Origin of the sequence: Kitasatospora sp. NPDC058478, from assembly GCF_042720345.1 — a bacterium.
Lineage (GTDB): Bacteria > Actinomycetota > Actinomycetes > Streptomycetales > Streptomycetaceae > Kitasatospora.
On record NZ_JBHXML010000011.1, the window covers coordinates 28,336 to 53,550 of the forward strand.

General features: G+C 73.8%; 21 protein-coding genes. 12 read left to right on the top strand and 9 right to left on the bottom strand.

Annotated elements, in window-relative coordinates; genetic code table 11:
- Window positions 1-21 precede the first annotated feature (21 nt).
- The 3 genes from recA (at window position 22) to rny (ending at window position 3,856) form a co-directional block, all read left to right on the top strand.
- Complete coding sequence (gene recA, locus ACFWPT_RS08585) at window positions 22-1,137, top strand: recombinase RecA (RefSeq protein WP_380336442.1); 1,116 nt, start codon at window positions 22-24, stop codon at window positions 1,135-1,137.
- 4 nt (window positions 1,138-1,141) lie between these two features.
- Complete coding sequence (recX, locus tag ACFWPT_RS08590; RefSeq protein ID WP_380336439.1) at window positions 1,142-2,230, top strand: recombination regulator RecX; 1,089 nt, start codon at window positions 1,142-1,144, stop codon at window positions 2,228-2,230.
- A gap of 156 nt (window positions 2,231-2,386) precedes the next feature.
- Window positions 2,387-3,856 carry a ribonuclease Y gene (rny, locus tag ACFWPT_RS08595; protein ID WP_380480617.1) on the top strand — a complete coding sequence of 490 codons (1,470 nt, stop codon included), beginning with the start codon at window positions 2,387-2,389 and terminating at the stop codon, window positions 3,854-3,856.
- Between the two features lie 50 nt (window positions 3,857-3,906).
- On the opposite strand, the gene ACFWPT_RS08600 is transcribed toward rny, so the two are convergent.
- From ACFWPT_RS08600 to ACFWPT_RS08620, 5 genes are all read right to left on the bottom strand, one after another.
- Complete coding sequence (locus tag ACFWPT_RS08600; RefSeq protein ID WP_063349325.1) at window positions 3,907-5,655, bottom strand: FAD-dependent monooxygenase; 1,749 nt, start codon at window positions 5,653-5,655, stop codon at window positions 3,907-3,909.
- Window positions 5,656-5,777: 122 nt separating this feature from the next.
- Window positions 5,778-6,629 carry an amino acid ABC transporter permease gene (locus ACFWPT_RS08605; RefSeq protein WP_380480619.1) on the bottom strand — a complete coding sequence of 284 codons (852 nt, stop codon included), beginning with the start codon at window positions 6,627-6,629 and terminating at the stop codon, window positions 5,778-5,780.
- The gene (locus tag ACFWPT_RS08610; RefSeq protein ID WP_380480621.1) at window positions 6,626-7,276 is read right to left on the bottom strand and encodes an amino acid ABC transporter permease; all 651 of its coding nucleotides are present in this window, start codon (window positions 7,274-7,276) and stop codon (window positions 6,626-6,628) included. The genes ACFWPT_RS08605 and ACFWPT_RS08610 overlap by 4 nt, the downstream gene beginning before the upstream one ends.
- A gap of 55 nt (window positions 7,277-7,331) precedes the next feature.
- Window positions 7,332-8,234, bottom strand: a complete 903-nt coding sequence (locus tag ACFWPT_RS08615) for a glutamate ABC transporter substrate-binding protein (RefSeq protein ID WP_380480623.1) — start codon at window positions 8,232-8,234, stop codon at window positions 7,332-7,334.
- 120 nt (window positions 8,235-8,354) lie between these two features.
- On the bottom strand, window positions 8,355-9,128 hold the full coding sequence (locus ACFWPT_RS08620; protein ID WP_380377596.1) for an amino acid ABC transporter ATP-binding protein: 774 nt from the start codon (window positions 9,126-9,128) through the stop codon (window positions 8,355-8,357).
- A gap of 395 nt (window positions 9,129-9,523) precedes the next feature.
- On the opposite strand from ACFWPT_RS08620, the gene ACFWPT_RS08625 reads away from it, so the two are divergent.
- Both ACFWPT_RS08625 and ACFWPT_RS08630 read left to right on the top strand, forming a co-directional pair.
- Window positions 9,524-10,279 carry a response regulator transcription factor gene (locus tag ACFWPT_RS08625; RefSeq protein WP_350880177.1) on the top strand — a complete coding sequence of 252 codons (756 nt, stop codon included), beginning with the start codon at window positions 9,524-9,526 and terminating at the stop codon, window positions 10,277-10,279.
- A gap of 6 nt (window positions 10,280-10,285) precedes the next feature.
- Complete coding sequence (locus ACFWPT_RS08630; protein ID WP_380480625.1) at window positions 10,286-11,716, top strand: sensor histidine kinase; 1,431 nt, start codon at window positions 10,286-10,288, stop codon at window positions 11,714-11,716.
- Between the two features lie 77 nt (window positions 11,717-11,793).
- Here the strand turns inward: ACFWPT_RS08630 and ACFWPT_RS08635 are convergent, their stop codons facing one another.
- Window positions 11,794-12,813 carry a TAXI family TRAP transporter solute-binding subunit gene (locus tag ACFWPT_RS08635; protein ID WP_079135875.1) on the bottom strand — a complete coding sequence of 340 codons (1,020 nt, stop codon included), beginning with the start codon at window positions 12,811-12,813 and terminating at the stop codon, window positions 11,794-11,796.
- Between the two features lie 85 nt (window positions 12,814-12,898).
- On the opposite strand from ACFWPT_RS08635, the gene miaB reads away from it, so the two are divergent.
- Entirely contained in the window at window positions 12,899-14,401 is a 1,503-nt protein-coding gene (gene miaB, locus ACFWPT_RS08640; protein ID WP_279634927.1) for a tRNA (N6-isopentenyl adenosine(37)-C2)-methylthiotransferase MiaB, read from the top strand.
- A 98-nt stretch (window positions 14,402-14,499) separates the two neighbouring features.
- Window positions 14,500-15,198 (top strand): class III extradiol dioxygenase subunit B-like domain-containing protein, encoded by a 699-nt coding sequence (locus ACFWPT_RS08645; RefSeq protein ID WP_380480628.1) that lies wholly within the window; start codon window positions 14,500-14,502, stop codon window positions 15,196-15,198.
- A gap of 15 nt (window positions 15,199-15,213) precedes the next feature.
- Here the strand turns inward: ACFWPT_RS08645 and ACFWPT_RS08650 are convergent, their stop codons facing one another.
- Window positions 15,214-15,477, bottom strand: a complete 264-nt coding sequence (locus ACFWPT_RS08650) for an antitoxin (protein WP_063349333.1) — start codon at window positions 15,475-15,477, stop codon at window positions 15,214-15,216.
- Window positions 15,478-15,666: 189 nt separating this feature from the next.
- On the opposite strand from ACFWPT_RS08650, the gene miaA reads away from it, so the two are divergent.
- From miaA to hflX, 5 genes are all read left to right on the top strand, one after another.
- Window positions 15,667-16,632: a tRNA (adenosine(37)-N6)-dimethylallyltransferase MiaA gene (miaA, locus tag ACFWPT_RS08655; protein ID WP_380480630.1), complete on the top strand. Its 966-nt coding sequence runs from the start codon at window positions 15,667-15,669 to the stop codon at window positions 16,630-16,632.
- A gap of 226 nt (window positions 16,633-16,858) precedes the next feature.
- On the top strand, window positions 16,859-17,359 hold the full coding sequence (locus ACFWPT_RS08660; protein WP_380480632.1) for a hypothetical protein: 501 nt from the start codon (window positions 16,859-16,861) through the stop codon (window positions 17,357-17,359).
- A 97-nt stretch (window positions 17,360-17,456) separates the two neighbouring features.
- Complete coding sequence (gene dapF, locus ACFWPT_RS08665; protein WP_363584569.1) at window positions 17,457-18,368, top strand: diaminopimelate epimerase; 912 nt, start codon at window positions 17,457-17,459, stop codon at window positions 18,366-18,368.
- 197 nt (window positions 18,369-18,565) lie between these two features.
- Entirely contained in the window at window positions 18,566-20,905 is a 2,340-nt protein-coding gene (locus ACFWPT_RS08670; RefSeq protein ID WP_380480634.1) for a RelA/SpoT family protein, read from the top strand.
- Window positions 20,906-21,009: 104 nt separating this feature from the next.
- The gene (gene hflX, locus ACFWPT_RS08675) at window positions 21,010-22,521 is read left to right on the top strand and encodes a GTPase HflX (protein WP_363374353.1); all 1,512 of its coding nucleotides are present in this window, start codon (window positions 21,010-21,012) and stop codon (window positions 22,519-22,521) included.
- A gap of 190 nt (window positions 22,522-22,711) precedes the next feature.
- On the opposite strand, the gene ACFWPT_RS08680 is transcribed toward hflX, so the two are convergent.
- Window positions 22,712-23,836, bottom strand: a complete 1,125-nt coding sequence (locus ACFWPT_RS08680; protein ID WP_380378881.1) for a trypsin-like serine peptidase — start codon at window positions 23,834-23,836, stop codon at window positions 22,712-22,714.
- Window positions 23,837-23,903: 67 nt separating this feature from the next.
- Entirely contained in the window at window positions 23,904-25,076 is a 1,173-nt protein-coding gene (locus ACFWPT_RS08685) for a trypsin-like serine peptidase (RefSeq protein WP_380378879.1), read from the bottom strand.
- Between the last annotated feature and the right edge of the window lie 139 nt (window positions 25,077-25,215).

The window sequence follows — 25,215 nt, forward strand, 5'->3', positions numbered from 1 at the left end:
CAGAACCCGAGGGTGGAAGCCATGGCAGGTACGGACCGCGAGAAGGCCCTTGAGAACGCACTCGCTCAGATCGAGCGGCAGTTCGGCAAGGGCTCGGTGATGCGCCTGGGCGAGAAGGCCAACGAGCCGATCGACGTGATCCCCACCGGGTCCACCGCCCTGGACGTCGCCCTCGGTGTCGGCGGTATCCCGCGCGGCCGGGTGGTCGAGATCTACGGCCCCGAGTCCTCCGGCAAGACCACCCTGACCCTGCACCTGGCGGCCAACGCCCAGCGGGCCGGCGGCACGGTCGCCTTCGTCGACGCGGAGCACGCGCTCGATCCCGAGTACGCCAAGAAGCTCGGCGTGGACACCGACGCCCTGCTGGTCAGCCAGCCGGACACCGGTGAGCAGGCGCTGGAGATCACGGACATGCTGATCCGCTCCGGCGCTGTCGACCTGATCATCATCGACTCGGTCGCGGCGCTCGTCCCGCGTGCGGAGATCGAGGGCGAGATGGGTGACTCGCACGTCGGTCTGCAGGCCCGGCTGATGAGCCAGGCGCTGCGCAAGATCGCCGGTGCGCTGAACCAGTCGGGCACCACGGCGGTGTTCATCAACCAGCTGCGCGAGAAGATCGGCGTCATGTTCGGCTCGCCGGAGACCACGACCGGTGGCCGGGCGCTGAAGTTCTACGCCTCGGTCCGGCTGGACATCCGCCGGATCGAGACCCTGAAGGACGGCACCGAGGCGGTCGGCAACCGCACCCGCGTCAAGGTGGTCAAGAACAAGGTCGCCGCGCCGTTCAAGCAGGCCGAGTTCGACATCCTCTACGGCATCGGCATCAGCCGCGAGGGCGGCCTGATCGACATGGGCGTCGAGCACGGCTTCATCCGCAAGTCCGGTGCCTGGTACACCTACGAGGGCGACCAGCTCGGCCAGGGCAAGGAGAACGCCCGCAACTTCCTGCGGGACAACCCGCAGCTCGCCGACGAGATCGAGCGGAAGATCAAGGGCAAGCTCGGCATCGGCCCGAAGACCGAGGAGCCGGCCGAGGGCGAGGCGGCTGCTGCCGCCGACGGCGCCGCGAAGCCGATCACCGCGACCGCCGCCAAGACGGCCGCGGCGAAGAAGACGGCGGCGGCCGCCAAGGCCTGAACCGTTGACGCAGCACGACGCAGTGGGTGAGGGCGGCCCGGCGGGTCCGGACGGCGACGACTACGGGCCGCCGGACTGGTTCGCCGCCGTGGCGGGGGAGCCGGAGCCGCCGTTCGAGGCGACGCCCCGGGCGCGGTCGCAGCCCCGGAAGGGGCGGCGGCGGGAGCGGTCCTCCGCCGCACAGTGGGCATCCGGTTCGGAGCCGGAGTTCGACCGGGAGCCGGCCCGGGCGGTGCGCGGCGCGGCGCCCGGGCCGGCACCGGCGGAGCCGTCGGTCGGCGAGCTCGGGTTGGTCTCCGCCTCAGAACTGCCCACCGGCCGCCGCAGGCGGCGCTCGGCACTGGCGGCCGAGGAGTTCGACGAGGCCGGCTCCCCGGCGGCGGGCGAGGGCCGGAGCGAGGCCGGGGCGGTCGGTCACGGGGGTGTGACCGCCCCGGCCCCGCACACCGGTCCCGGCGCGCGTCGTGGGCGGCGCGCTGCGGCCGGGCGCTCCGCCGGGCACGCCTCGGACGAGACGGGCGCTCCGGGTGACGAGCACGACCCCTCCGCCCGTACCGGCCGAACCGGGCGGAAGCGGGCCGGGGCCGAGGAGACGGCCGATCCCGAGACCCGCGCCCGCGACATCTGCCTGCGGCTGCTCACCGGCGCCGCCAAGAGCCGCAAACAGCTCGCCGACGCCCTGCGCAAGCGGGAGATCCCGGACGACGTCGCCGACGAGGTGCTCACCCGGCTCGAAGAGGTCGGGCTGATCGACGACGCGGCCTTCGCCGCGGCCTGGGTGGAGTCCCGGCACGCCGTCCGGGGCCTGTCCCGGCGGGCGCTGGCCCAGGAACTGCGCACCAAGGGCGTGGCCGCGGACCTGGTCGAACAGGCCGTCGCCCAGCTCGACCACGACGACGAGACCGAGGCCGCCCGGGCGCTGGTCGACCGCAAGCTGCGGTCCACCCGGGGGCTGGACCCGCAGGTCCGGATGCGGCGGCTGGTCGGTGTGCTGGCCCGGCGCGGCTACTCCGAGGGGCTGGCGTTCCGGGTGGTGCGCAGCGCGCTGGACGAGGAGGAGCCGGGCGAACCGTCAGGAACCGGGAGGGACTAGGTCCTGTCCGGTAGCCATTGCGTACGCTTCTTGGTCCAGTCCAGGTCGAGTCTTGACCGTTTCGTGACCCGCACCTAGCCTCGCACTCAGTGCGGGGGCGCTTCCGGACGGCGGTCCACGCCGGGCGGCGGACAGCGGTGACGGGGAGTGGGCGGCATGAGGATCTCTGCGGGCACCGGACCGGACGCCTCCCTGCTGCCACTCGCCGGGTCGGCCGGCGCCGTCCTGCTGCTCCTCGCCGTCCTGGTCGGGCTGCTGGCCAAGCGGCTCCGGGCCGCCCAGCGGCGCGCCGGCGTCGAGGCCGAGCGCGTCCGCGGCTGGGCCGAGCAGCAGACCTCCCGGCAGCGGGCCGAACTCGCCCGGCGCGAGGAGCAGTTGGCCGAGGAGCTGCGCCGGGTCCGGACCAGGGAGGACGAACTCGCCGCGCGCTCCGCCGAACTGGAGCGCACCCGGGGCGAGGCCGAGGCGCTGGTGACCCGCCGGGTGGCGGTGCTGGAGCGGGCCGGCGGACTCTCCGCCGAGCAGGCCCGCGCCGAACTCCTGCGCGAGGCCGCGACCACGGCCCGGCGGGAGGTCGCGGTCACGGTCCGGGAGATCGAGCGCGAGGCCAGGGAGGAGGGCGAGCGCCGGGCCCGGGGCATCCTCGCCGGGGTGATCCAGCGGCTGGCGTCGGTGCAGACCGCCGAGACGGCGGTCACCGTCTTCCGGCTGCCGAGCGAGGACATGAAGGGCCGGATCATCGGCCGCGAAGGCCGCAACATCCGTGCCTTCGAGGCGGTCACCGGCGTCAACCTGATCATCGACGACACCCCCGCGACGGTGCAGCTCTCCTGCTTCGACCCGGTCCGCCGGGAGACCGCCCGGCTCACCCTGGAACAACTGGTCGAGGACGGCCGGATCCACCCGACCCGGATCGAACACGTCCACGAGCGCAGCCGCGAGGAGGTCGAGCAGTGCTGCGTCCGGGCCGGTGAGGACGCCCTGCTGGACGCCCGGGTCGGCGGGATGCACCCCGAGCTCGTCCGCACCCTGGGCAGTCTGCGCTACCGGGTCTCGTACGGGCAGAACGTGCTCGGGCACCTGCTGGAGTCCGCGCACCTGGCCGGGATGATGGCCGCCGAGCTCGGGGTGGCCCCGGAGCCGGTGCGGCGGTCGGCGCTGCTGCACGACATCGGCAAGGCGCTCACCCACGAGGTCGAGGGCAGCCACGCGGCGGTCGGCGCGGACTTCGCCCGCCGGCACGGGGAGTCCCCGGAGGTGGTGCACGCGATCGCCGCGCACCACGGCGAGGTGGAGCCGCGCACCGTGGAGGCCGTGCTCACGCAGGCCGCGGACGCCTGTTCGGGCGGGCGGCCCGGGGCGCGCAAGGAGTCGCTGGAGGTGTACGTGCGGCGGCTGGCGCGGCTGGAGGAGATCGCCCGCGCGCACGAGGGCGTGGCCGAGGTGTACGCGATGCAGGCGGGGCGCGAGGTGCGGGTGATGGTGCGGCCGGAGGAGGTGGACGACCTCGGGGCGCAGCTGATCGCCCGGGAGGTCGCCCGGCAGGTCTCCGAGGAGCTGACCTATCCGGGCCAGATCCGGGTGACGGTGGTCCGGGAGAGCCGGGCCATCGCGGTGGCGAGTTAGGCCAAGAGTTGGGCCCTGTCCGGCGCACGCCCGGGGCGCGCGCCAGGGCCCTACGCGCTGGGGGAGTCCACCTGCTGGGGCGCCTGGCGGGCGGCGGGCTCCGGCGCTGGGCTCTGGTCGGGTTCGGGTTCGGGTGCGCCGGCGAGCGGGGCCGGCCCGCCCCGGGCGCGGTCGGCGAGCGCCAGCAGGTCCTCGGCGGCGGCGCCCTGGGTGGCGCCGACCAGGTGCCCGTCCGGCCGGATCAGCAGCACGGTGTGCGGTCCGGCCTCCGGGTACTCCTCGGTGACCAGCACTTCGGCGGGCACCGGCAGCGCGGCGGCGACCTCGGCGAGCCGGGGCATCAGGCCGGCGCCCAGCCAGTGCTCGGCGGACCACACGGCGGTGCCGGGGGCGACCAGCAGCAGCAGGAAGGTGACGCCGAGCCGGGCGTGCAGGTGGTCCGGGGTGCCGTCGGCGGCGAGCACCGGCAGGTCCGGGACGAGCACGCCGGGGGCGGTGGCCGGCAGCAGTTCGCTGAGCGAGGTGGTGCCGCGGGCGCCGCGCTGGACCGGTACCCGGCCGGGGACGCCCGAGGGCGCGGCCGGGTAGGCGGGCGCGCCGCCGAAGCGGCCGGTGCCGAGCTGTCCGTCGGCGAGCAGCGGTGCGTGCTTGCGGAAGCCGCCGACCAGCAGCGAGCGCCGGGTCTGCTGCCAGCCGCGCAGCGGGCGCAGCAGCGGCATGGACTGGTCGACGGCGCGCAGCCGGGCGCCGACCGCGCCGCGCCGTTCGGCCTCGTAGCCGTCCAGCAGGGAGCCGCCGGGTTGCGGGCCGCCGGAGTGGAGGTGCCAGGCGAGGGAGAGCCGCCAGGCGAGGTTGTCGGCGTCGCGCAGCCCGTCGGCCAGGTTCTGCATGCCGAGCGCGCCGTGCAGGTGGGCGGCGTCGCCGGCGAGGAAGCAGCGGCCGCTGCGGAACCGGGCGGCGAGGCGCTGCTGGGCGGTGTGGTCGGCGGCGGCGAGCAGGTCGAAGCGGGGGAGTTCGCCGCACCAGCCGGTGAGGGTGGCGGTGACCCGGGTGAGCAGGGTGTCGCCGGTGACGACGCCGGGCCAGGTGGCGTGCGGGTCGACGGTTTCGGTGGGGGCGGGCCGTCCGGGGGGCAGCCGCCAGTCGAGCCGCCAGACGCCGTCCGGCAGCGGGCGGGCGGAGGCCTCGCGGTCGCCGCGCCACGGGGGCTCGCGGTGCAGCCGGGCCTCGTGGAAGGGCAGGTCGACCCGGACGGTGGCGATGGCGTTGCGGTCGACGGCGGGGCGGCCGGGGAAGCGGATCTTCAGGAGCTTGCGGACGGCGGATCTGGCGCCGTCGCAGCCGACCAGGTGGCTGCCGCGCCACCAGGTGCTGGAGCCGTCCTGGGTGCCGTGGGTGCGGACGCTGACGCCGTCGCGGTCCTGTTCGAGTTCGACGACCCGGCTCAGCGGGACCAGCCGGACCAGCGGGGTGCCGGTGAGGGCGTCGCGCAGGCCGCGCTGGAGGCGGTGCTGGGGCAGGTGGAAGGCGGGGGAGTCGGTGAGGTCGATCCGCAGCACTTCCTGGCGGCGGCGCCAGACGGTGAAGGAGTCCCAGAGGGCGGAGTCCGAGACGGCCCGCGGGTAGCCGATCCGGGTGAGGAAGGCGGCGGTGTCGGCCCCGAGGACGACGCTGCGCGGGCCCTCGGGGCAGAGCCCGGAGCCCTCGTCCAGGACGATGGTCGGCACTTCGTGCCGGGCGAGGGCGAGGGCCAGGGCCAGACCGACCGGTCCGGCCCCGACCACGATCACCGGGTCCATGCGGTGACCTCCGGGCACGAACCGGCCGATGGGCCGGCGTCAGTTACCGCTGCCGCATATGCCGCGTGGATGCTCCCGGGAGGTGTCACGAAGAGCAATGCAACAGTTCACCTGCGTGTGCGTCAAGCAGCAGCTGAAGTGCGCCGGTTCGCGCCGCGACGGCCGCGCGCTTCGATCCACCGGGCGAGGGCGGTCAGCAGCAGGCACATGGCGATGTAGATCGGACCGATCACCAGCACCACGGGGATGTAGGGGAAGCCCGCGGCGTTGATCGGCTGGCTGGCGATCGCCTTGCCGACGAACAGCAGTTCCTGGTACGTGATGATCAAGCCGAGCGAGGTGTCCTTCAGGGTGACGACCAGCTGGCCGATCATCGTGGGCAGCATCGAACGGACGGCCTGCGGCACCAGGATGGAGGCCATCACCTGGGTCTTGCGCATGCCGAGCGCGTAGGCCGCCTCGGCCTGGCCGCGCGGGACGGCGTTGACGCCGCTGCGGATGATCTCGGCCTGCACCGAGCCGTTGTAGAGGGTGAGGCCGATGACGAGCGCCCACATCGGCTCCTTCGCGAAGAACGCGTAGTAGAGCGCGACGATCAGGATCAGCAGCGGCATCGCCCGGAAGAACTGGACGAAGCCGACGGCCGCCCAGCGGACCGGCTTGTGGTCGGAGAGCTGCCCGGCGGCGAGCAGGCCGCCCAGGGTGAGCGAGAACAGCGCGGCCAGGCCGAAGGCCTTCAGGGTGGAGAGCAGGCCGTCCACGATGCGCTGCTGGACGGTGTTGTACTGGAACGCGTCCCACATCTGCGGGTCGAACTGGCCGTTGTCGGAGAGCGCGGTGAAGACGTACCAGAGCAGGGCGGCGACGCCGATCAGCGCCAGCGCCCCGAACAGCTGGTACCGGAAGCGGGCCCGCGGGCCGGGGGCGTCGTAGAGGACGCTGGCCGTGGGGGTGCGGGTGAAGAGGTTGCTCATCGGGCCACCGCCAGTCGGGATTCCAGGACGCGGAACAGCGTGGCGACCGTGGCACTGATCACCAGGTAGGCGCAGGCTACCCAGAAGAAGATCCCGAAGATCGCGTAGCCGCGCTCGGAGAGGGTCTGCTGCACGCTGTACAGCTCGCTGACGCTGAACGCGCCGGCGATCGCCGAGTTCCTCGGCAGCGCGATGAACACACTGCTCAGCGGGGCCAGGACGGTCCGGGTGGCCTGCGGCAGGATGATCAGGGTGAGGGTCTGGCCGAAGCTCATGCCGAGGCTGCGGGCCGCCTCGGCCTGGCCGAGCGGCACGGTGTTGATGCCCGAGCGGATCACCTCGCAGACGAACGAGGCGGTGTAGCCGCCGAGCGCCAGCACCGCGAAGGTGAGGTGGCTGAAGTGCACCCCGAGCGGCGGCAGGCCGAAGGTGACGGCGAAGAACAGCAGGGTCAGCGGCGTGTTGCGGAACAGCGTGACCCAGGTGGTGCCGAAGGCACGCAGGACCGGCACCGGGGAGACCCGGAAGGCCGCCAGCAGGGTGCCCAGCAGCAGGGCGAGCAGGGCGCTGAGCGCGCTCAGCTCGATCGTCTGCAGGAAGCCGTCGCGGAACAACGTGAAGTTGTCCTGCTCGAACAGGAACCCCATCCGGCGGCCCTCCTCTCATCAGATGGTCAGGACGGATGGTCGGGCGTGGACCGGATCAGTAGCGTTCGAGGGCCGGCACGGCCGGCGCGGCGGAGCCGGACGCGCCCAGGGTCGCGTCGTAGGCCTTCTTCCAGTCGCCGTTGTCCTCGTGGGCCTTGAGCGCGTCGCCGATGGCGTTGCGCAGGACCGCGTCGTCCTTGTTGAGACCGACGCCGTAGTTCTCCTTGGTGAACGGCTTGCCGACCACCTTGAGCTTGGGGGCGTACTTGGAGGCGTAGCCCTTGAGGATCGCGTCGTCGGTGGTGACCGCGTCGACCTCGCCGGACAGCAGCTTCTCGACGCAGGCCGAGTAGGTGTCGAACTGCGTGATCTTCGGGTTGTACTGCTGGATGTTCTTGATCGAGGTGGAGCCGGTGGCGGTGCAGATGTTCTTGCCGCCGACGCTCTCCGGGCCGGTGATCGAGGTGTTGTCGGCCTTCACCAGGAAGTCCTGGCCGGCGATGTAGTACGGGCCGGCGAAGGAGACCGTCTTCTTGCGCTCGTCGTTGATGCTGTAGGTGCCGACGTAGAAGTCGATCTGGCCCTTGGCGATGGCCGGCTCGCGCTGCGAGGAGACCAGCGTCTGCCACTTGATCTGCTGCGGGCTGAAGCCGAGGTCGGCGGCGACCATCTTGGCGATCTCGATGTCGAAGCCGCTGCGGTCGCCGCTGGCGACGTCCTCGAAGCCCAGTCCCGGCTGGTCGGCCTTGGCGCCGATGATCAGCTGGCCGCGCTTCTTCGCCTCGGCGAGGATCGCCGAGTCGATCTTGACGTCGGTCTTGACCGTGTAGGTGGGCAGCGCCGGGGCGTTGCCGCTGCTCGCGGCGGTGGCGCCGGGGGAGCCGTCCTTGCCGCAGGCGGCGGTGGCGGTGAGCGCGACGGCACAGAGCGCGACGGCGAGGGTGCGACGAGTCCTCATGAGGGTTGTTCTCCTGGGAGCTGGGCCACGGCTAACCGGGCTCTGGCGTCTGGAAGGTGCGTGCACGGGCAGGGCCGCCCGGCGTCCTTGCCGGCGGCGGCCCCGCGTGGTCTCGAAGCGTCAGTGGTGGAGGATCTTCGAGAGGAAGTCCTTGGCACGGTCGGAACGCGGCGCGGTGAAGAAGGCGTCCGGGGTGTTCTGCTCGACGATCCGGCCGTCGGCCATGAACAGCACGCGGTTGGCGGCGGAGCGGGCGAAACCCATCTCGTGGGTGACCACGACCATCGTCATGCCGTCGGCGGCCAGCTGACGCATGACCTCCAGCACCTCGTTGACCATCTCCGGGTCGAGGGCCGAGGTGGGCTCGTCGAAGAGCATCACCTTGGGCTTCATCGCCAGCGCCCGGGCGATCGCCACGCGCTGCTGCTGGCCGCCGGAGAGCTGGGCGGGGACTTTGTCCGCCTGCGCGCCGACGCCGACCCGCTCCAGCAGCCCGCGGGCGGTCTTCTCGGCCTGCGCCCGGGCGATCCCGCGCACCTTGACCTGGCCGATGACGACGTTCTCCAGCACCGTCTTGTGCGCGAACAGGTTGAAGCTCTGGAACACCATGCCGACCTCGGCGCGCAGCCGGGCCAGCTCCTTGCCCTCGTCGGGCAGCGGGCGGCCGTCGATGGTGATCGTGCCGGAGTCGATGGTCTCCAGCCGGTTGATCGTCCGGCAGAGCGTCGACTTGCCGGAGCCGGACGGCCCGATCAGGACCACGACCTCGCCCTGGACGATCTTCAGGTCGATGTCCTGCAGGACGTGCAGCGCTCCGTAGTGCTTGTTCACGCTGCTCAGCACGACCAGGGGGGCGGCTGCAGGGGTGGAGTCCTCGACCGGATTCTCGGCCATCGCGCCTGCTCCCTCGTGTCGGCCCGTGAAAGTCTGAACTCCCTTGGGCGGCAATGGTGGTACGAAATCCGGGAGCCGCGACCGGCGGAGCCGCAGCCCCCGGTGGGCCGACCATAGGAGTGATGACGACGTGCCGTCAGCCGATCTGAGCGGAACTTGAGGATCACGAAACGGCCACACGCCGCTCGCGGGCTGTTCGCCGGGGCGCCAACGGGGCATGTGACAGCGGGCGTCCGCGCCGGCGCGCCCCGTCCCGTGGCAGCCGGCGAGCCCCGCCCCGTGGCAGCCGTCGGGCGACCGAGCCTGGCGCCGGGCCGCCCACTGGCTCATACTGCGCAGGACCGGGGCCCGACCAGGCGGTCCCGGCGATCAGGTGGGGGAAGGAGGAGAACAGGATGCGATTGCTGCTCGTCGAGGACGACGAACGCGTGGCCGCCGCGCTGGTCGCGGTACTGGGCCGGCACGGCTTCCAGGTCCGGCACGCCCGCAGCGGGCACGAGGCGCTGGACGCCCTGGTGCCGGACGGAAACGACCCGTACCGGGTGGTGCTGCTCGACCTCGGGCTGCCCGACCGCGACGGCTTCGAGGTGTGCAGCCGGATCAGGGCCGGCAGCGGCGTCCCGGTGATCATGGTCACCGCCCGCGCCGACATCCGCTCCCGGATCCACGGCCTCAACCTGGGCGCCGACGACTACGTCACCAAGCCCTACGACATGGGCGAGCTGCTCGCCCGCATCCACGCGGTGGCCCGCCGCGGCGCCGCCCCCGCCTCGGTGGCGGTGCCCGCGCCCGACGCCGTCCCGCAGCAGCGCGGCCCGCTGGAGTCCCGCGGCATCCGGATCGACCGGGAGCGCCGCCGGGTCAGCGTGGACGGCCGGGACGTGCCGCTCACCCGCAAGGAGTTCGACCTGCTCGCCCTGCTCGCCCAGAGCCCCGGCGTGGTCTACCGGCGCGAGCAGATCTTCAGCGAGGTCTGGCGCAGCGGCTGGGAGGGCAACGGGCGCACCCTGGAGGTGCACATCGGCTCGCTGCGCAACAAGCTCGCGCTGCCCGGCCTGGTCGAGGCCGTCCGCGGCGTCGGCTACCGCCTGATCCCGGAGTCCCCGGCGCCCGCCGCGGACCCGGCCCCGCCCGCCCCCGCGGAGCGCTGACCGCACGTGCGCACCCGCCTGCTCGGCATCCTGATCGCCCTCATGCTCTGCGTCCTGGCCGCCCTGGGGCTGCCGCTCGCGGCGGCGGTCGCGGCGGCCGAGCAGAGCAAGGTGGTCGTCGACCGGCTCGACGACGCCGCCCGCTTCGCCCAGGACCTGCCCACCTCCGGCCCCTCGGCGGTGGAGTCCGCGCTCAAGGGCGACCCGGAGCCCGCCCCCGGCGACGTCAGCCGCCGGCGCGCGATCGACGCCGAGGTCCGCCGCTACCACGACCTGTACGGCGTGCGGCTGGGCATCTTCCAGCGCGACGGCGTGCCGATCGCCGCCGCCCCCGCCGACTGGCGGGTGCCCCGCGGTTGGGGCGCGCAGGCCTTCCAGGAGGCGCTGGACGGGCGGCGCAGCCACAACCCGCCCCAGGTCTGGCCGTGGACCGACGACCGCACCCTGACCGTCGCCACCCCGGTGGTGCGCGACGGCGACGTGGTCGCGGTGGTGCTCAGCGAGTCCCCCACCGGGGCGCTGCGCACCCGGATCCTGCACAGCTGGCTGGTGATCGGCGCCGGCGAGGCCGCCGCGATGATCGTCGCGGTGCTGCTGGCCGGCCGGCTCACCGAGTGGGTGCTGCGCCCGGTCCGCACCCTCGACCGGGCCACCCACGACATCGCCACCGGCCGGATGGCCGCCCGGGTCGCGCCCGGCGGCGGCCCGCCCGAGCTGCAGCGGCTGGCCCGCTCGTTCAACGAGATGGCCGACCACGTGGTGCTCGCCATGGACCAGCAGAAGGCCTTCGTCGCGGATGCCTCGCACCAGCTGCGCAACCCGCTGGCGGCCCTGCTGCTGCGGGTCGAGGTGCTCGGCCTGGAACTGCCCGAGGGGCACGAGGAGGAGCTCGGCGGCGTCCGGGAGGAGGGCGTCCGGCTGGCCCGGGTGCTGGACGACCTGCTCGGCCTGGCCACCGCCGAGCACGCCCGCCCCGAACCCGAGCAGACCGACCTCGCCGCGCTCACCCTGGCCCGGGTCGACGCCTGGCGGCCGGTCGCCGAGCAGCGCGGGATCGAGCTGAGCTGGGAGGGCCCGGCGCTCGCCGTCGGCATGGCGGACCCGATCGGCTTCGGCTCCGCCCTGGACGCCGTGCTGGACAACGCGCTCAAGTTCGGCCCGGCCGGCAGCGGGGTGCGGCTGAAGGTCTCGGTGCGCCGGGACGAGGTCGCGGTGACCGTCACGGACGCCGGGCCCGGCCTCGCCGAGGACGAGCTGCCCCGTGCCGGGGACCGCTTCTGGCGCAGCCCGCGGCACCAGAACGTGGACGGCTCCGGGCTCGGCCTGTCGATCGCCCGCACCCTGCTGGCGGCGGGCGGCGGTTCGCTCGCCTTCGCCCCGGTCGAGCCGACCGGGCTCGCGGTGACGCTGACGGTGCCGCGGCCGGAGAAGCGGTAGCCCGTACGGGCCCGCAGCGCCCGTACGGTTTCCGGGCTTCCGGGCTTCACCGAGCGGTGGATCTCAGGGCTCCACCTTCAGGGCTTCACCGAGCGGTAGTAGCGGGCCGCGCCCTCGTGCAGCGGGAGCGGGTCGGTGTAGACGGCGGTGCGCAGGTCGACCAACTGGGCGGCGTGCACCTGGGAGCCGATCTGGTCGCGGCTGTCGATCACCGCCCTGGTCATGCCCTCGACCAGGCCCGGGTCCACGTCGTCCCGGGTGATCAGCAGGTTGGGCACGGCCACGGTGGCGACGGCGTCCTTGGGGTCGGCGTTCGGGTAGGTGCCCTTGGGCATGGTGGCCGCCCGGTAGGCGTCGGTGCCGCCGCCCTCCATCTTGTGGATGGCCCCGGCGAGGTCCCCCAGCGGCACGACCCGCATCCGCATGTGGTCGGACAGGTCGGTGAGGGCGCTGGTCGGCAGGCCGCCGGACCAGAAGAAGGCGTCGAGCTTGTTCTCGCGCAGCTGGTCGGCGGCGTCGCCGACGCCCGCCGACACCGGGACGATGTCGTGGTCCGGGTCCAGGCCGGCCGCGGCCAGCAGCCGCCTGGTCACCAGGTTCACCCCGGACTGCGGCAGGCCCACGCCGACCCGCAGCCCCTTGAGGTCGGCCGTGCGGTGCACCGTCGAGGAGGACGGGACGATCAGCTGGAGGTAGTCGTCGTACAGCCGTGCGATCGCCCGCAGCCGGTCCTTGCCCGGGCCCTGGTAGTCGGCGACGGCGTCGGCGGTGGCGATCGCGAAGTCGTCCTGGCCGCTGGTCACCCGGGCCAGGTTGTCGATCGAGCCCTCGGTGTTGTCCAGGGCCAGCCGCACCCCCGGCATGGCCTTGGCGACGTGGGCCTCCAGCAACTGCCCGTACCGGTCGTAGACGCCGCGCTGCACGCCGGTCGCGAAACGCGTCTCGCCGCGCGGGTAGCCGGGCGAGCGACCCGCCGACAGCCACCAGCCGCCCAGCCCCGCGACCAGCAGCACCAGCACCAGCACCGTCCGCCACAGCGGGCTGCGGGCCGCGGTGCGGACGGCGGCGCCGAGACGGGACGGGGTGGTGGGGGTCATGCAGGGATACTGCCAGGCGCTCCGCCGGAACGGGAGGGGAAACGGTGGGGGAAAAGCGCTTCGCGGCTGCCCGTACCCTGGTCTGGTGAGCGGTGAGAGCGGATTGAAGAGCTACAAGGTCGTCACGTACGGCTGCCAGATGAACGTCCACGACTCCGAGCGGCTGTCCGGCCTGCTGGAGGACGCGGGTTACGTCAAGGCCGGGCAGGAGGGCGACCCGGACCTGGTCGTGTTCAACACCTGCGCGGTGCGGGAGAACGCCGACAACAAGCTGTACGGCAACCTCGGGCAGCTGGCGCCGGTCAAGACCCGCCACAAGGGCATGCAGATCGCCGTCGGCGGCTGCCTCGCCCAGAAGGACCGCGACACCATCGTCCGCAAGGCCCCCTGGGTCGACGTGGTGTTCGGCACCCACAACATCGGCCACCTGCCGGCGCTGCTGGAGCGGGCCGCGGTCGAGCGCAAGGCCCAGGTCGAGATCCTGGAGTCGCTGGAGACCTTCCCCTCCACCCTGCCGACCCGCCGCGAGTCCGCGTACGCCGCGTGGGTCGCCATCTCCGTCGGCTGCAACAACACCTGCACCTTCTGCATCGTCCCCGCGCTGCGCGGCAAGGAGGAGGACCGCCGCCCCGGCGACGTCCTCGCCGAGATCGAGGCGCTGGTGGACGAGGGCGTCATCGAGGTGACCCTGCTCGGCCAGAACGTCAACGCCTACGGCTCCGACCTGGGCGACCGCGAGGCCTTCTCCAAGCTGCTGCGCGCCGCCGGCCAGATCGAGGGCCTGGAGCGGATCCGCTTCACCTCGCCGCACCCGCGCGACTTCACCGACGACGTGATCGCCGCGATGGCCGAGACGCCGAACGTGATGCACCAGCTGCACATGCCGCTGCAGTCCGGCTCCGACACCGTCCTCAAGGCGATGCGCCGCTCCTACCGCCAGGAGCGCTTCCTCGGGATCATCCGGAAGGTCCGCGAGGCCATGCCGGACGCGGCGATCTCCACCGACATCATCGTGGGCTTCCCCGGCGAGACCGAGGAGGACTTCGAGCAGACGATGCACGCCGTCCGCGAGGCCCGCTTCACCAACGCCTTCACCTTCCAGTACTCCAAGCGCCCCGGCACCCCGGCCGCCGAGATGGCGGACCAGGTGCCGAAGGCCGTCGTGCAGGCCCGCTACGACCGGCTGATCGCCCTCCAGGAGGAGATCTCCTGGGAGGAGAACAAGAAGCAGGTCGGCCGCGTCCTGGAGATCCTGGTCGCCGAGGGCGAGGGCAAGAAGGACGACAAGACCGACCGGCTCTCCGGCCGCGCCCCCGACAACCGGCTGGTGCACTTCAGCAGGCCGACGGAGCCGGTGCGCCCGGGCGACGTGGTGACCGTCGAGATCACCTACGCCGCCCCGCACCACCTGCTCGCCGAGGGCCCGTCGCTCGCGGTGCGCCGCACCCGGGCCGGCGACGCCTGGGAGAAGCGCCAGGCCAAGCCCGCGGCCAAGCCGGCCGGGGTGATGCTCGGCCTGCCGGGCATCGGTGCCCCGGCCGCGCTGCCCCTGGCCGCTCCGGCGGGCGGGGCCTGCTGCGGCGACTGACGGCCCGCTTCTCGAACGGGGCCCGCTGCTCGAACGGCGGCCCGGCGGGACTTCGAGTCCGGCCGGGCCGCCGTCGCCGTTTGGCTAGAGTGATCCGCATGCTGGTAGCCGCCGCCGTGTGCCCCTGTCCGCCGCTGCTCGTCCCGGAGGTCGCCGCCGGGGCGGCCGCCGAGTTGGACCCGCTGCGGGCCGCCTGCGACGAGGCCCTGGCGGCACTGGTCGCGGCCGGGCCGCAGCTGGTCGTGGTGGTCGGCGCCGGGCCGGAGGCCGAGGTGTGGACCGAGGGCGGGGCCGGCTCCTTCCACCGCTACGGGGTGCCGCTGGTCGCCAAGCTGCCCGGCGGCCGGGTCGAGGGGCCGGAGCTGGCACCGTCTCTGACGGTCGGCGCCTGGCTGCTGGAGCGCGCCGGGGTGACGCTGCCGACGCACGCCTGCGCGGTGCCCGCCGACGCGCCCGCCGACCGGATGCTCGGGCTCGGCCAGGGCCTGGCCCAGCTGGCCGACCGGGTCGGCCTGCTGGTGGTGGGCGACGGCAGCGCCTGCCGCTCGGTGAAGGCGCCCGGTTACCTGGACGAGCGCGCCGAGGGCTTCGACGCCGCCCTGGCCGCCGCCCTGGGCTCCGCCGACCTGCCCGCGCTCGCCGCCCTGGACGCCGGGCTGGCCGCCGAGCTCAAGGCCGAGGGCCGGGCGCCCTGGCAGGTGCTGGCCGGCGCCGCGGAGGGCACCGGCCTCACCGCGCGGCTCGGCTACCAGGACGCCCCGTACGGGGTCGGCTACGTCGTGGCGTCCTGGAGCTGATCGGAGCGCGGGGCGTCAGGCCTGCGGCGCCTGGCCGTTGCCGCCGGCCGGCCCCTCCTCGCCCGGCTTCGGCTTGTGGGCGAAGTCGCCCACCGCGCCCTTGGCCTTGCTGGCGCCGTGCTCGATCTTCTCGCTGTACTTGCCCTTGGTCGCCTTGTCGATCGCGCCGCCAGCCTTGTCCACCGCGTGCTCGATCTGCTCGCTGTGCTTGCCGGCGAGCTCACTGGCCTTGCCCTTGAGCTCTTCGGCCTTGCCCTTGAGGTTGTCCATCAGACCCATGGCGATCTCACCCTTTCGTCCCTGTCTCCTGCCCAACGTCCGTCACCGCCGAACCGTTCGCAAACCGGCTCAACTGCGGAAACGGCTGGAGATGGCCGGAGACGGCCGGACACAGTCACATCGTCGCGCAGTCGGGGCCGACGGGCAGCCCGGTCACCGGTGCGGCGGCGGTTTTGCGAGACTGGAGCGGTGAGCAGCTCCCGTACCGTCCAGTCCCGCGCCGCCCAGCCCCGAGTGGTCTGCATCGTCGGCGCGACCGCCGCCGGCAAGTCCGACCTGGCCGTCGCCATCGCCCGCAGCCTCGGCGGCGAGGTGATCAACACCGACTCGATGCAGCTGTACCGGGGCATGGACATCGGCACCGCCAAGCTCACCCCCGCCGAGCGCGGCGGCGTGCCGCACCACCTGCTGGACGTCTGGGACGTCACCGAGGCCGCCAGCGTCGCCGAGTACCAGCGGCTGGCCCGGGCCGAGATCGACCGGCTGCTCGCGGCCGGGCGCACGCCCGTCCTGGTCGGCGGCTCCGGGCTGTACGTCCGGGCGGCGATCGACGAGATGGAGTTCCCCGGCACCGACCCGGCGGTCCGGGCCCGGCTGGAGGCCGAGCTGGAGGAGGCCGGCCCGCACGCGCTGCACCGGCGGCTGGCCGAGCTGGACCCGGCGGCCGCGGAGGCGATCCTGATCGGCAACGGGCGGCGGATCGTCCGCGCGCTGGAGGTCATCGAGATCACCGGGCAGCCGTTCACCGCGAACCTGCCCGGCAACACCGCCGTCTACGACGCGGTGCAGATCGGGGTCGCGCTGCCGCGCCCCGAACTGGACGAGCGGATCACGCTGCGGGTCGACCTGATGTGGCGGGCCGGACTGCTGGACGAGGTGCGCGCGCTGGAGCGGCTCGGGCTGCGGGAGGGGCGGACGGCCTCCCGGGCGCTCGGCTACCAGCAGGTGCTGGACCACTTCGCCGGCGAGTGCACCGAGGACGAGGCGCGGGCCGAGACCGTCCGGGCCACCAAGCGCTTCGCCCGCCGTCAGGAGTCCTGGTTCCGCCGCGACGGCCGGATCCACTGGCTGTCCCGGCCGGCCGGCACCGACCCCGTCGAGCTGCTGGAACGCTCCCTGGAGCTGATCGACCGTCAGGAGCGTCCGGCCGGGTAGGCGGGTTCCGGCCAATCCGGCGGTGCACCTGCGCGCGCAGGTGGCCGTGCAGGACGAACCGGCGGTCACGGCCCGATCACGTGATGGCCACGGATCACCCGTCGACGCCGGTCAGGCCCGGAACGCCCGTCTGGACATGCCATCATCGAAGGCGTAGGGGTCGGCCGCGCGGGCCGACCGTGCCCGACCGCGAGTCCGCTCGTGTCGAACTGTCAGGGGAGGCCGCGTGTCGACGGGTACCGGCCCCGAACCCGGCCAGAGCGGGAGTGTCACCGCACCGGCCGACGAGTCGACGAGGGGTGACCTCCCCGTGCTGACCGGCCTGGAGGCACCCACCTCCTACGCGGTCGCACTGCCGGCCCTGGACAACCGCACCCCGGCGGGCGCGGTGCACGAGCGGGAGATCCGACCGCTGCGCCGGCTCCGCTGGTGGCAGACCCTGCCGATCGCCCTGCTGGGCATCCTCGGTTCGCTGATGTTCGCCTTCCCGCTCGCCTTCGGCTCGGCCGGGGCGCGCGCCACCATGGTCGGCATGCTCGGGCTGCTGCTCACCGCCGCCTCGGTCGGCTGGGGCGCGATGGCCGCCCGGCACGCCGGGTACAAGTGGCCGGGCCTGCCGCGCCGCGGCTCCGGGCAGCGGGCCGGCTGGAAGGCGATCGTGCTGTACACCCTGATCGCGCTGGTGGCCTGTGCGCTGGCCGTCTGGCGGGTCGCCTACCTGCGCTGATCCGTCGGCCGCCCCTGCCGGCCCCTCGGCTGCCCGCGCCGATCCACCGGTCGGACCGCTCGGGTGGCCGGTGCGCCCGTTCGGTACCATCGGGAGGGTGAGCGCATCCTCCCCGCAGCCGGTCGGCGTCCCCTTCTTCAAGGGGCACGGCACCCAGAACGACTTCGTCATCGTCCCGGACCCGGACGGCGCGCTGGAGATCGGCCCCGCGGCCGTCGCCGCGCTGTGCGACCGGCGGGCCGGCATCGGCGGGGACGGGCTGCTGCGCGTGGTGCGCTCCGCCGCCGAGCCGGCTGCCGCGGACCAGGCCGACCGGGCCGAGTGGTTCATGGACTATCGCAACTCCGACGGCAGCATCGCCGAGATGTGCGGCAACGGCGTGCGGGTCTTCGCCCGGTACCTGGTCGAGGCCGGCCTGGCCGAGCCCGGCGAGTTCGCGGTCGCCACCCGCGCCGGGGTGCGGACGGTGCGGGTCGCCGAGGACGCCGGGGACGGGACGCCCGGCGAGGTCACCGTCGACATGGGCCGGGCCCGGCTGCCCGGGCCGGACGGCGTCGAGGTCGCGGTCGGCGCGCGGCGCTGGCCCGCGCTGAACGTCAACATGGGCAACCCGCACGCGGTGGCCTTCGTGGACAGCCTCGACCACGCCGGGGACCTGCTGTCCGCGCCGCTGACCAGCCCCGAAGGGGCCTACCCGGAGGGCGTGAACGTCGAGTTCGTGGTGGACCGCGGGCCGCGGCACGTCGCCATGCGGGTGTACGAGCGCGGCTCCGGCGAGACCCGCTCCTGCGGGACCGGCACCTGTGCCGTCGCGGTGGCCGCCATCCGCCGGGACGGCGTCGACCCGGCGGTCACCGGCGAGCCGGCCACCTACACCGTGGACGTGCCGGGCGGCCGACTGGTCATCACCGAGCACCCGGACGGCCGGATCGAGAAGACCGGCCCGGCGGTCATCGTGGCCGCCGGTGAGATCGACGCCCGCTGGTGGGCCGAACTGGGGCGTGTCTGACACGTCTGGGGCGCGGCTCGGGCAGCTGACGGCCCGGTTTGCCCATTTCGCGTGCCGGTGAATCCGCCCGTTCGAGTGACGCGTGTCGCGGACGGGAAGCAAGGCATCGCGGAACGTGCTCTGCTCGGTAGCATGGACCACCGGGAAGGCGCCCCTCGGCGGGGTGGCGGCCGGTGATCGCTGCCGGAGGTGCGCCGATGACCATCGAAGCCGGGCAGTCCCTGACGGGGCAGCCGACGTCCGCACGGCAAGCCGGGGCCAGGCGGCCCCTGGGGGAGCTCGGCCGGGCCGCGCTCGGCCGGGCCGGGCGGGCCGCCCTGCTGGCCACCGGCCGGCCGCCCGTCCCGGACGCCCTCGAACCGCTCGTCCGAGTCCACCGCGAGCACCATCCGCAGGCCGACCTCGGCCTGCTCGCCCGGGCCTACCGGCTCGCCGAGGCCAGCCACCGGGGCCAGAAGCGCAAGAGCGGCGGGCCCTACATCACCCACCCGCTCGCCGTCACCATGATCCTGGCCCAACTCGGCGCCGGGACAACCACCTTGGTCGCCTCGCTGCTCCACGACACCGTCGAGGACACCGAATTGACGCTCAATCAGGTGAGCGCCGGCTTCGGGCCCGAAGTCGCCTACCTGGTCGACGGGGTGACGAAACTGGAGAAGGTCGACTTCGGCGCCGCCGCCGAGGCCGAGACCTTCCGCAAGATGCTGGTCGCCACCGGCGACGACGTCCGGGTGATGGTGATCAAGCTCGCCGACCGGCTGCACAACATGCGCACCATCCGGCACATGAAGCCGGCCAGCCAGGTGCGGATCGCCAAGGTCACCCGGGACGTGCTGATCCCACTGGCCGAACGGCTCGGCATCCAGGTGCTCAAGGCGGAGCTGGAGGACATCGTCTTCGCCACCCTGCACCCCGAGGAGCACGCCCGCACCCGGGCCCTGATGGCCGGTCACGAGGGCGAGCCGGACACCCAGCTGGCCCCCTTCGCCCGGCTGCTGGCCCGCCAGCTGTCCGAGACCGGGGTGACCGCCGAGGTCACCGTCCGGCCCCGGCACTGCGTGTCGCTGCACCGGGTGCTGCTCAAGCGGGCCGCCGCGCCCGGCCCGGACGGGCGGCCGCAGCGGCCGCAGCCCGCCGACTTCGGGCGGCTGCTGGTGGTGGTCGAGGAGAACGCCGACTGCTACGCCGTGCTCGGCGAGCTGCACACCTGCTGGACGCCGCTGCCCGGCGAGTTCAAGGACTTCGTCGCCGCCCCCAAGTTCAACCTCTACCAGTCGCTGCACACCGCGGTGGCGCTCAGCGGCGGCACGGTCGTCGAGGTGCTGGTGCGCACCCGGCGGATGCACGAGGTCGCCGAGACCGGGGTGGTCGCGCTCGGCGACCCGGAGCCGGCCGGCGCCGTCCAGGACGCCGACGAACTCGACCGCACCGACCCGGCCCGGCCCGGCTGGCTCAGCCGGCTGCTGGAGTGGCAGCAGGAGACGCCCGACCCGGACGCCTTCTGGTCCGCGCTCACCGCCGACCTGGCCGGCGACCGCGAGATCACCGTCGTGACGGAGAGCGGCGAAACGCTTCAGCTGAGGGCCGGCGCCACCTGCGTGGACGCCGCCTACCTGCTCGGCGAGGAGACCGGCCACCGGTGCATCGGAGCCCGGGTCAACGGCCGGCTCACCGCGCTCTCCACCGTCCTGCAGGACGGCGACCTGCTCGCCGTGCTCACCGAGGCCGTGCCCACCGGGACCGTGCTCACCGAGGACGGGCCGCGCCCCGCCGAACCCTCCGGGCCCGCGCCCGAGTGGCTCGCGCACGCCCGGACGCCGGCCGCCCGGCTGGCCATCGAACGCTGGCTCGCCGACCACCCGGCCCGGCTCCCGCCGGTGCGCACCGGCCCCTCCAGCGGCCAGCCCGCCCCGCCCGCGCACCGCACCACCGAGCGCCGGCCGGCCCCGGTCGCGGTGGCCGGCCGGCCCGGGGCGCCGGTCCGGCTGGCCCGCTGCTGCACGCCCGTGCCGCCGGACGAGGTGGCCGGCTACCCGATCCGCGGCGGAGCCGTCGCCGTGCACCGCACCGGCTGCCCGGCCGGGGAGCGGATGCGCGCGGCCGGGCGCGCCGAGCTGGAGGTCCGCTGGCGGCCGGAGGGCACCCCGGCGGCCGGCCACCGGGCCACCCTGCGGGCCGAGGCGCTCAACCGGCCCCGGCTGCTCGCCGACCTCACCGCGGCCATCTCCGCCGAGGACGTCGGCATCGTGTCGGCCGAGGTCGAACCGCCGCAGGAGCTGCGGGTCCGGCACACCTACACCGTCGAACTGCCCGAGCCGGCCGCGCTGCCCGCGCTGATGCGCGCCATGCTCAAGGTCTCCGGGGTGTACGACGTCAGCCGGCCGCAGGCCCCGGACACCGGCGGGGCCCGCCACCCCGGGGAAAATGGGGATGACCGGTCCGCGCCGGGCGTGGGACCATCATGGGGAATTCACGGCCGGTCCACGGCGTTCTCAGGGCACAGGAGCCCCGACGGCACCCGAGGACCTGAGGGGTAGCTCACCTCGCCCGGCGGTAACCGGGGCGGCAGCTGGGCAGACTCCGGGTGGGACCGCACAAGGCGGTCCCCACAGGCCATCCGCACCAGCGACCAAAGGACAGAATGACCTCCACGTCCGACACCCGCGACCACGCCGACGCCCCGCGCCGCCTGAACGGTCTGCGGGCGGAAGCCCTCATGGACGAGGACCTCGCGGCCATCGACGAGGACCGCGGCCACGGCCACCACCACTACGACGGCGACCAGTACGACCGCAGCGAGCGTGCCGCCCTGCGCCGTGTCGCCGGCCTCTCCACCGAACTCGAAGACGTCACCGAGGTCGAGTACCGCCAGCTCCGCCTGGAGCGCGTGGTGCTCGTCGGCGTCTGGACGGACGGCACCCTGGAGGAGGCGGAGAACTCGATGGCCGAGCTCGCCGCCCTCGCCGAGACGGCCGGCTCCCAGGTGCTGGACGGCGTCATCCAGCGTCGCGACAAGCCCGACGCGGCCACCTACATCGGCTCCGGCAAGGCGAAGGAACTGCGCGACATCGTCGCGGCCACCGGCGCCGACACCGTGGTCTGCGACGGTGAGCTCACCCCCGGCCAGCTGATCCACCTGGAGGACGTGGTCAAGGTCAAGGTCGTCGACCGGACGGCCCTGATCCTGGACATCTTCGCCCAGCACGCCAAGTCCCGGGAGGGCAAGGCGCAGGTCTCGCTCGCGCAGATGCAGTACATGCTGCCGCGCCTGCGCGGCTGGGGTCAGTCGCTGTCCCGGCAGATGGGTGGTGGCGGCGCCGGCTCGTCCGGCGGCGGCATGGCCACCCGTGGTCCCGGTGAGACCAAGATCGAGACCGACCGGCGCCGGATCCGCGAGAAGATGGCGAAGCTGCGCCGCGAGATCGCCGAGATGAAGAAGGGCCGCGACACCAAGCGCCAGGAGCGCAAGCGCCACCAGGTGCCGTCGGTGGCCATCGCCGGGTACACCAACGCCGGCAAGTCGTCCCTGCTCAACCGGCTCACCGGGGCGGGCGTCCTGGTGGAGAACTCCCTGTTCGCCACCCTGGACCCGACCGTGCGCCGGGCCCAGACCCCGAGCGGGCGGCTCTACACCCTGGCCGACACCGTCGGCTTCGTCCGGCACCTGCCGCACCACCTGGTCGAGGCCTTCCGCTCGACCATGGAGGAGGTCGCCGACGCGGACCTCATCCTGCACGTGGTCGACGGCTCGCACCCCGAGCCGGAGACGCAGCTGGCCGCCGTCCGCGAGGTCATCGTCTCGGTCGACGCGCAGAACGTGCCGGAGATCGTGGTGATCAACAAGGCGGACGCCGCCGACCCGCACGTGCTGCAGCGACTGCTGCGCCGCGAGCCGCACGCCATCGTGGTGTCGGCCCGCAGCGGCGAGGGCATCGAGGAGCTGCTGAAGCTCATCGACGACGAGCTGCCGCGCCCGGCGATCGAGGTGCGGGCCCTGGTGCCCTACACCCAGGGCGGGCTGGTCTCCCGGGTGCACGCCGAGGGCGAGCTGCTCGGCACCGAGCACACCGGCGAGGGCACGCTGCTGCACGCCAAGGTGCCGGCCGAGCTGGCCGCCGAGCTGGAGCGCTACGCGGTGGCGCTGCAGGTCTGAGGCGTCGGGCCGACGAAGGGCCCCCGGACGTGACCGTGATGCCGCTGGGCATCGCGCGAGCGTCCGGGGGCCCTTCGCGTGCCCGTCCGGGGTACCGGGGCGTCCGTTCCGGGGTCCGCCCGGGGGCTCGTCCGGGCCTGCGGGCCTGTGGGCGTGTGGGCCTGTGGGCGTGTGGGTGTGGGCGTGCGGGCTACTTCACGTTCTTGGCGAAGTAGTCGAAGGCCTGCTTCGCCTGGTCCTGCAGCGAGGGGCCGGCCAGGTACCCGGGCGGGTTGCGGCTGCCGATCGCGGTGACGCTGATCAGGTTGGGCTTGCCGTCCTTGGTGATGAACCAGCCGCCGCCGCTGGAGCCGCCGGTCACGGTGCAGCCGGTGACGTACATCGGCGGGCGGCTCCGGTCGGGGGAGAGCCTGGCCGGCGGGACCGGGGGCTCGCAGCGGGAGAGCTCCAGGCCGTCGAACGGCCGATCGGTCGGGTAGCCGTAGGCGGCCGCCGAGCCGATCTGCTCGCGCGGGGCGTTGAACCAGACCGGGACCGAGCCGCCGACCGCCTCCTCCAGCGACGCGCCGGAGCCGCCCTCGCCGCGCACCCGGATGATCCCGTAGTCGTACTGGTGGTGGGCGCCGACGCCGCCCTCCCCGAGCCAGGTCGGCGACACCAGCGCGCGCACCGCCGCCCACCGGCCGTACGGGGCGGCCTGCTGCTCGGCGAGCGGTTTGCCGCGGGCCGCCTGGCCGTCCCGGTTGAAACCGGGCACGAAGGTGATGTTCCGCAGCCAGCCGCCGCCCTTGCCGTCGTGCAGGCAGTGCGCGGCGGTGTAGACGAGGTTGCTGCGGCCCGGGTTGGCCGGGTCGGAGACCACCGTCGCGGAGCAGGCCGCGTCGCCCTGGGGCGTGGTGACGAAGAGCCGTCCGACCACGGCGGTGGCCGGGCCGTACGGGTGCGGCTGCGGCGTGGCCGCGACGGCCGCGGGCGGGGCGTCCGGCCGGCCGTCGTCCGGTGCGGCGGTGAGCGGGTACTCCGGGGTGGCCCGCCCCTTGGCGGCGGCCATCCGGGTGGTCGACCAGAAGCCCGGGGCCACCTCGTTGGCGAAGCCGCTGCCGGAGACGAACCGGGCCCAGTCCTCCACCTTCCAGCCCGTCAGGTCGCCCAGGCTGGTGGGGGCCGACGTGGGGAGGGCGGGCGGCGGTGCGGCCGCCGTGGCGCCGGAGTCGTCCGGCCCGCAGGCGGTCGCGGCGAGCGCGAGCACGGCGAGCACCGCGGCGCCGGTCGGTCCGGATCGGCGCCGCGGTCCGCGGCCGGTGTGCTTCGGCATGCTGCATCGTCCCCCGGGGGCGGCCTCCGCCGCCCGTACGGCTTGGTCCGGTCCGACCGGAAAGGGCCTACGGCTTCTTGGAGATCCAGTCCAGCGCCTGCTTGGCGACCGTCTCCAGGTACGGGCCGCTCAGCGAGGTGTGGTCCTCGGTGCCGATGGACGTGTTGCTGACCAGGGCGGTCTTCCCGTCCGGCATGGTGGCGAACCAGCCGCCGCCGCTGGAGCCCTGGGTCATGTTGCAGCCGATGGTGAGCATCGACGGGCGCTTGGCGTCGAACGACAGCCGGGTCGGCTTGCCGCCGTCGCACTTGTACAGCTCCTGGCCGTCGAACGGCTTGTAGAGCGGGTAGCCGACCGCCGCGACGGACATCTTGTCGCGCGGGGCGTCGAACCAGACCGGGACGGCCGAACCGACCGTCTCCTCCAGCGACTTGCCGGAGTCGTTCTGGTTGTGCACCCGCATGACGGCGAAGTCGTACTGGTTCGCGGCGTCACCGGTGCCGCCGCCCTCGACCATCCACTGCGGCGAGGTGGTGACCAGGTCGGCCCACCAGGTGCCCAGCGGGGCCAGTTCGGACAGCGGGGCCTTCTTGCCGCCGCTGGAGGCGCCCGAGTTGTTGTAGGCGGGCACGAAGACCAGGTCCTTGAAGAAGTCGCCGCCCTTGCCCGCGTGCACGCAGTGGCCGGCCGTCCAGACCAGATTGCTCTTGCCGGGGTGCTGCGGGTCGGTGATCACCGTCGCCGAGCAGTTGCCCCGGCCGCCCTGGGCGCTGAAGAACACCTTCCCGGACGGCTGCTTGGTGTACGGGCGGGGCACCGGCACGGCCTTGACCACCGGCGGGTCCGGGTCCGTCACGCCGTTGTCGGCGGCCGGCTTGGCGGTGGGCGGGGCCGGATCGGCGGGCTTGGAGTCGCCCATCTTGTCCGGGTTCCAGAAGTCCTTCACCACCGGGTTGTTGAAGACGTGCTTGGACGCCCACGAGTCCCAGTCCTCGAACTTCCACTTCTTCAGGTCGTCCCAGGACTTCGGCAGGCCCTCCAGCAGGCTGGTCGGGATGCCCGACGGGAGGGTGATCCCGCCGATCACGCCGCTCCCCGGGGCGGCGGTGCTGGACGCGGGCGGCGGCGCGGCGCTGCCGCCCCCGTCGCCCGCCGGACCGTCCGGCCCGCAGGCGCTCGCCGCGAGCAGCGTCCCCGTGACGAGGGCGACGGCCATGGCTGACCGGTGGATCGATGGCATGTGTGCGCTTCCCCCTGTGCTCGATCGGGCTGTCGTGCGGCGACTCGCCGCTGTGGAGTCTTCCACCGGTCACCAGGACGGCGGCGGCCGCCCCCCGGGTTGCGGCCCTGACCGGAGGTCACCGATCCGTGACGTGGCC

Excerpts from the sequence above, each read along its gene's own strand:
- ACFWPT_RS08610 (WP_380480621.1), bottom strand. The coding sequence starts at position 7,276 with ATGGGGTTCCTGTTCGAGCAGGACAACTTCACGTTGTTCCGCGACGGC.
- ACFWPT_RS08645 (WP_380480628.1), top strand. The coding sequence starts at position 14,500 with ATGCTGGTAGCCGCCGCCGTGTGCCCCTGTCCGCCGCTGCTCGTCCCG.
- hflX (WP_363374353.1), top strand. The coding sequence starts at position 21,010 with ATGACCTCCACGTCCGACACCCGCGACCACGCCGACGCCCCGCGCCGC.
- ACFWPT_RS08650 (WP_063349333.1), bottom strand. The coding sequence starts at position 15,477 with ATGGGTCTGATGGACAACCTCAAGGGCAAGGCCGAAGAGCTCAAGGGC.
- ACFWPT_RS08680 (WP_380378881.1), bottom strand. The coding sequence starts at position 23,836 with ATGCCGAAGCACACCGGCCGCGGACCGCGGCGCCGATCCGGACCGACC.
- ACFWPT_RS08620 (WP_380377596.1), bottom strand. The coding sequence starts at position 9,128 with ATGGCCGAGAATCCGGTCGAGGACTCCACCCCTGCAGCCGCCCCCCTG.
- recA (WP_380336442.1), top strand. The coding sequence starts at position 22 with ATGGCAGGTACGGACCGCGAGAAGGCCCTTGAGAACGCACTCGCTCAG.
- rny (WP_380480617.1), top strand. The coding sequence starts at position 2,387 with ATGAGGATCTCTGCGGGCACCGGACCGGACGCCTCCCTGCTGCCACTC.
- ACFWPT_RS08615 (WP_380480623.1), bottom strand. The coding sequence starts at position 8,234 with ATGAGGACTCGTCGCACCCTCGCCGTCGCGCTCTGTGCCGTCGCGCTC.
- ACFWPT_RS08600 (WP_063349325.1), bottom strand. The coding sequence starts at position 5,655 with ATGGACCCGGTGATCGTGGTCGGGGCCGGACCGGTCGGTCTGGCCCTG.
- ACFWPT_RS08685 (WP_380378879.1), bottom strand. The coding sequence starts at position 25,076 with ATGCCATCGATCCACCGGTCAGCCATGGCCGTCGCCCTCGTCACGGGG.
- ACFWPT_RS08635 (WP_079135875.1), bottom strand. The coding sequence starts at position 12,813 with ATGACCCCCACCACCCCGTCCCGTCTCGGCGCCGCCGTCCGCACCGCG.
- ACFWPT_RS08625 (WP_350880177.1), top strand. The coding sequence starts at position 9,524 with ATGCGATTGCTGCTCGTCGAGGACGACGAACGCGTGGCCGCCGCGCTG.
- ACFWPT_RS08605 (WP_380480619.1), bottom strand. The coding sequence starts at position 6,629 with ATGAGCAACCTCTTCACCCGCACCCCCACGGCCAGCGTCCTCTACGAC.
- ACFWPT_RS08670 (WP_380480634.1), top strand. The coding sequence starts at position 18,566 with ATGACCATCGAAGCCGGGCAGTCCCTGACGGGGCAGCCGACGTCCGCA.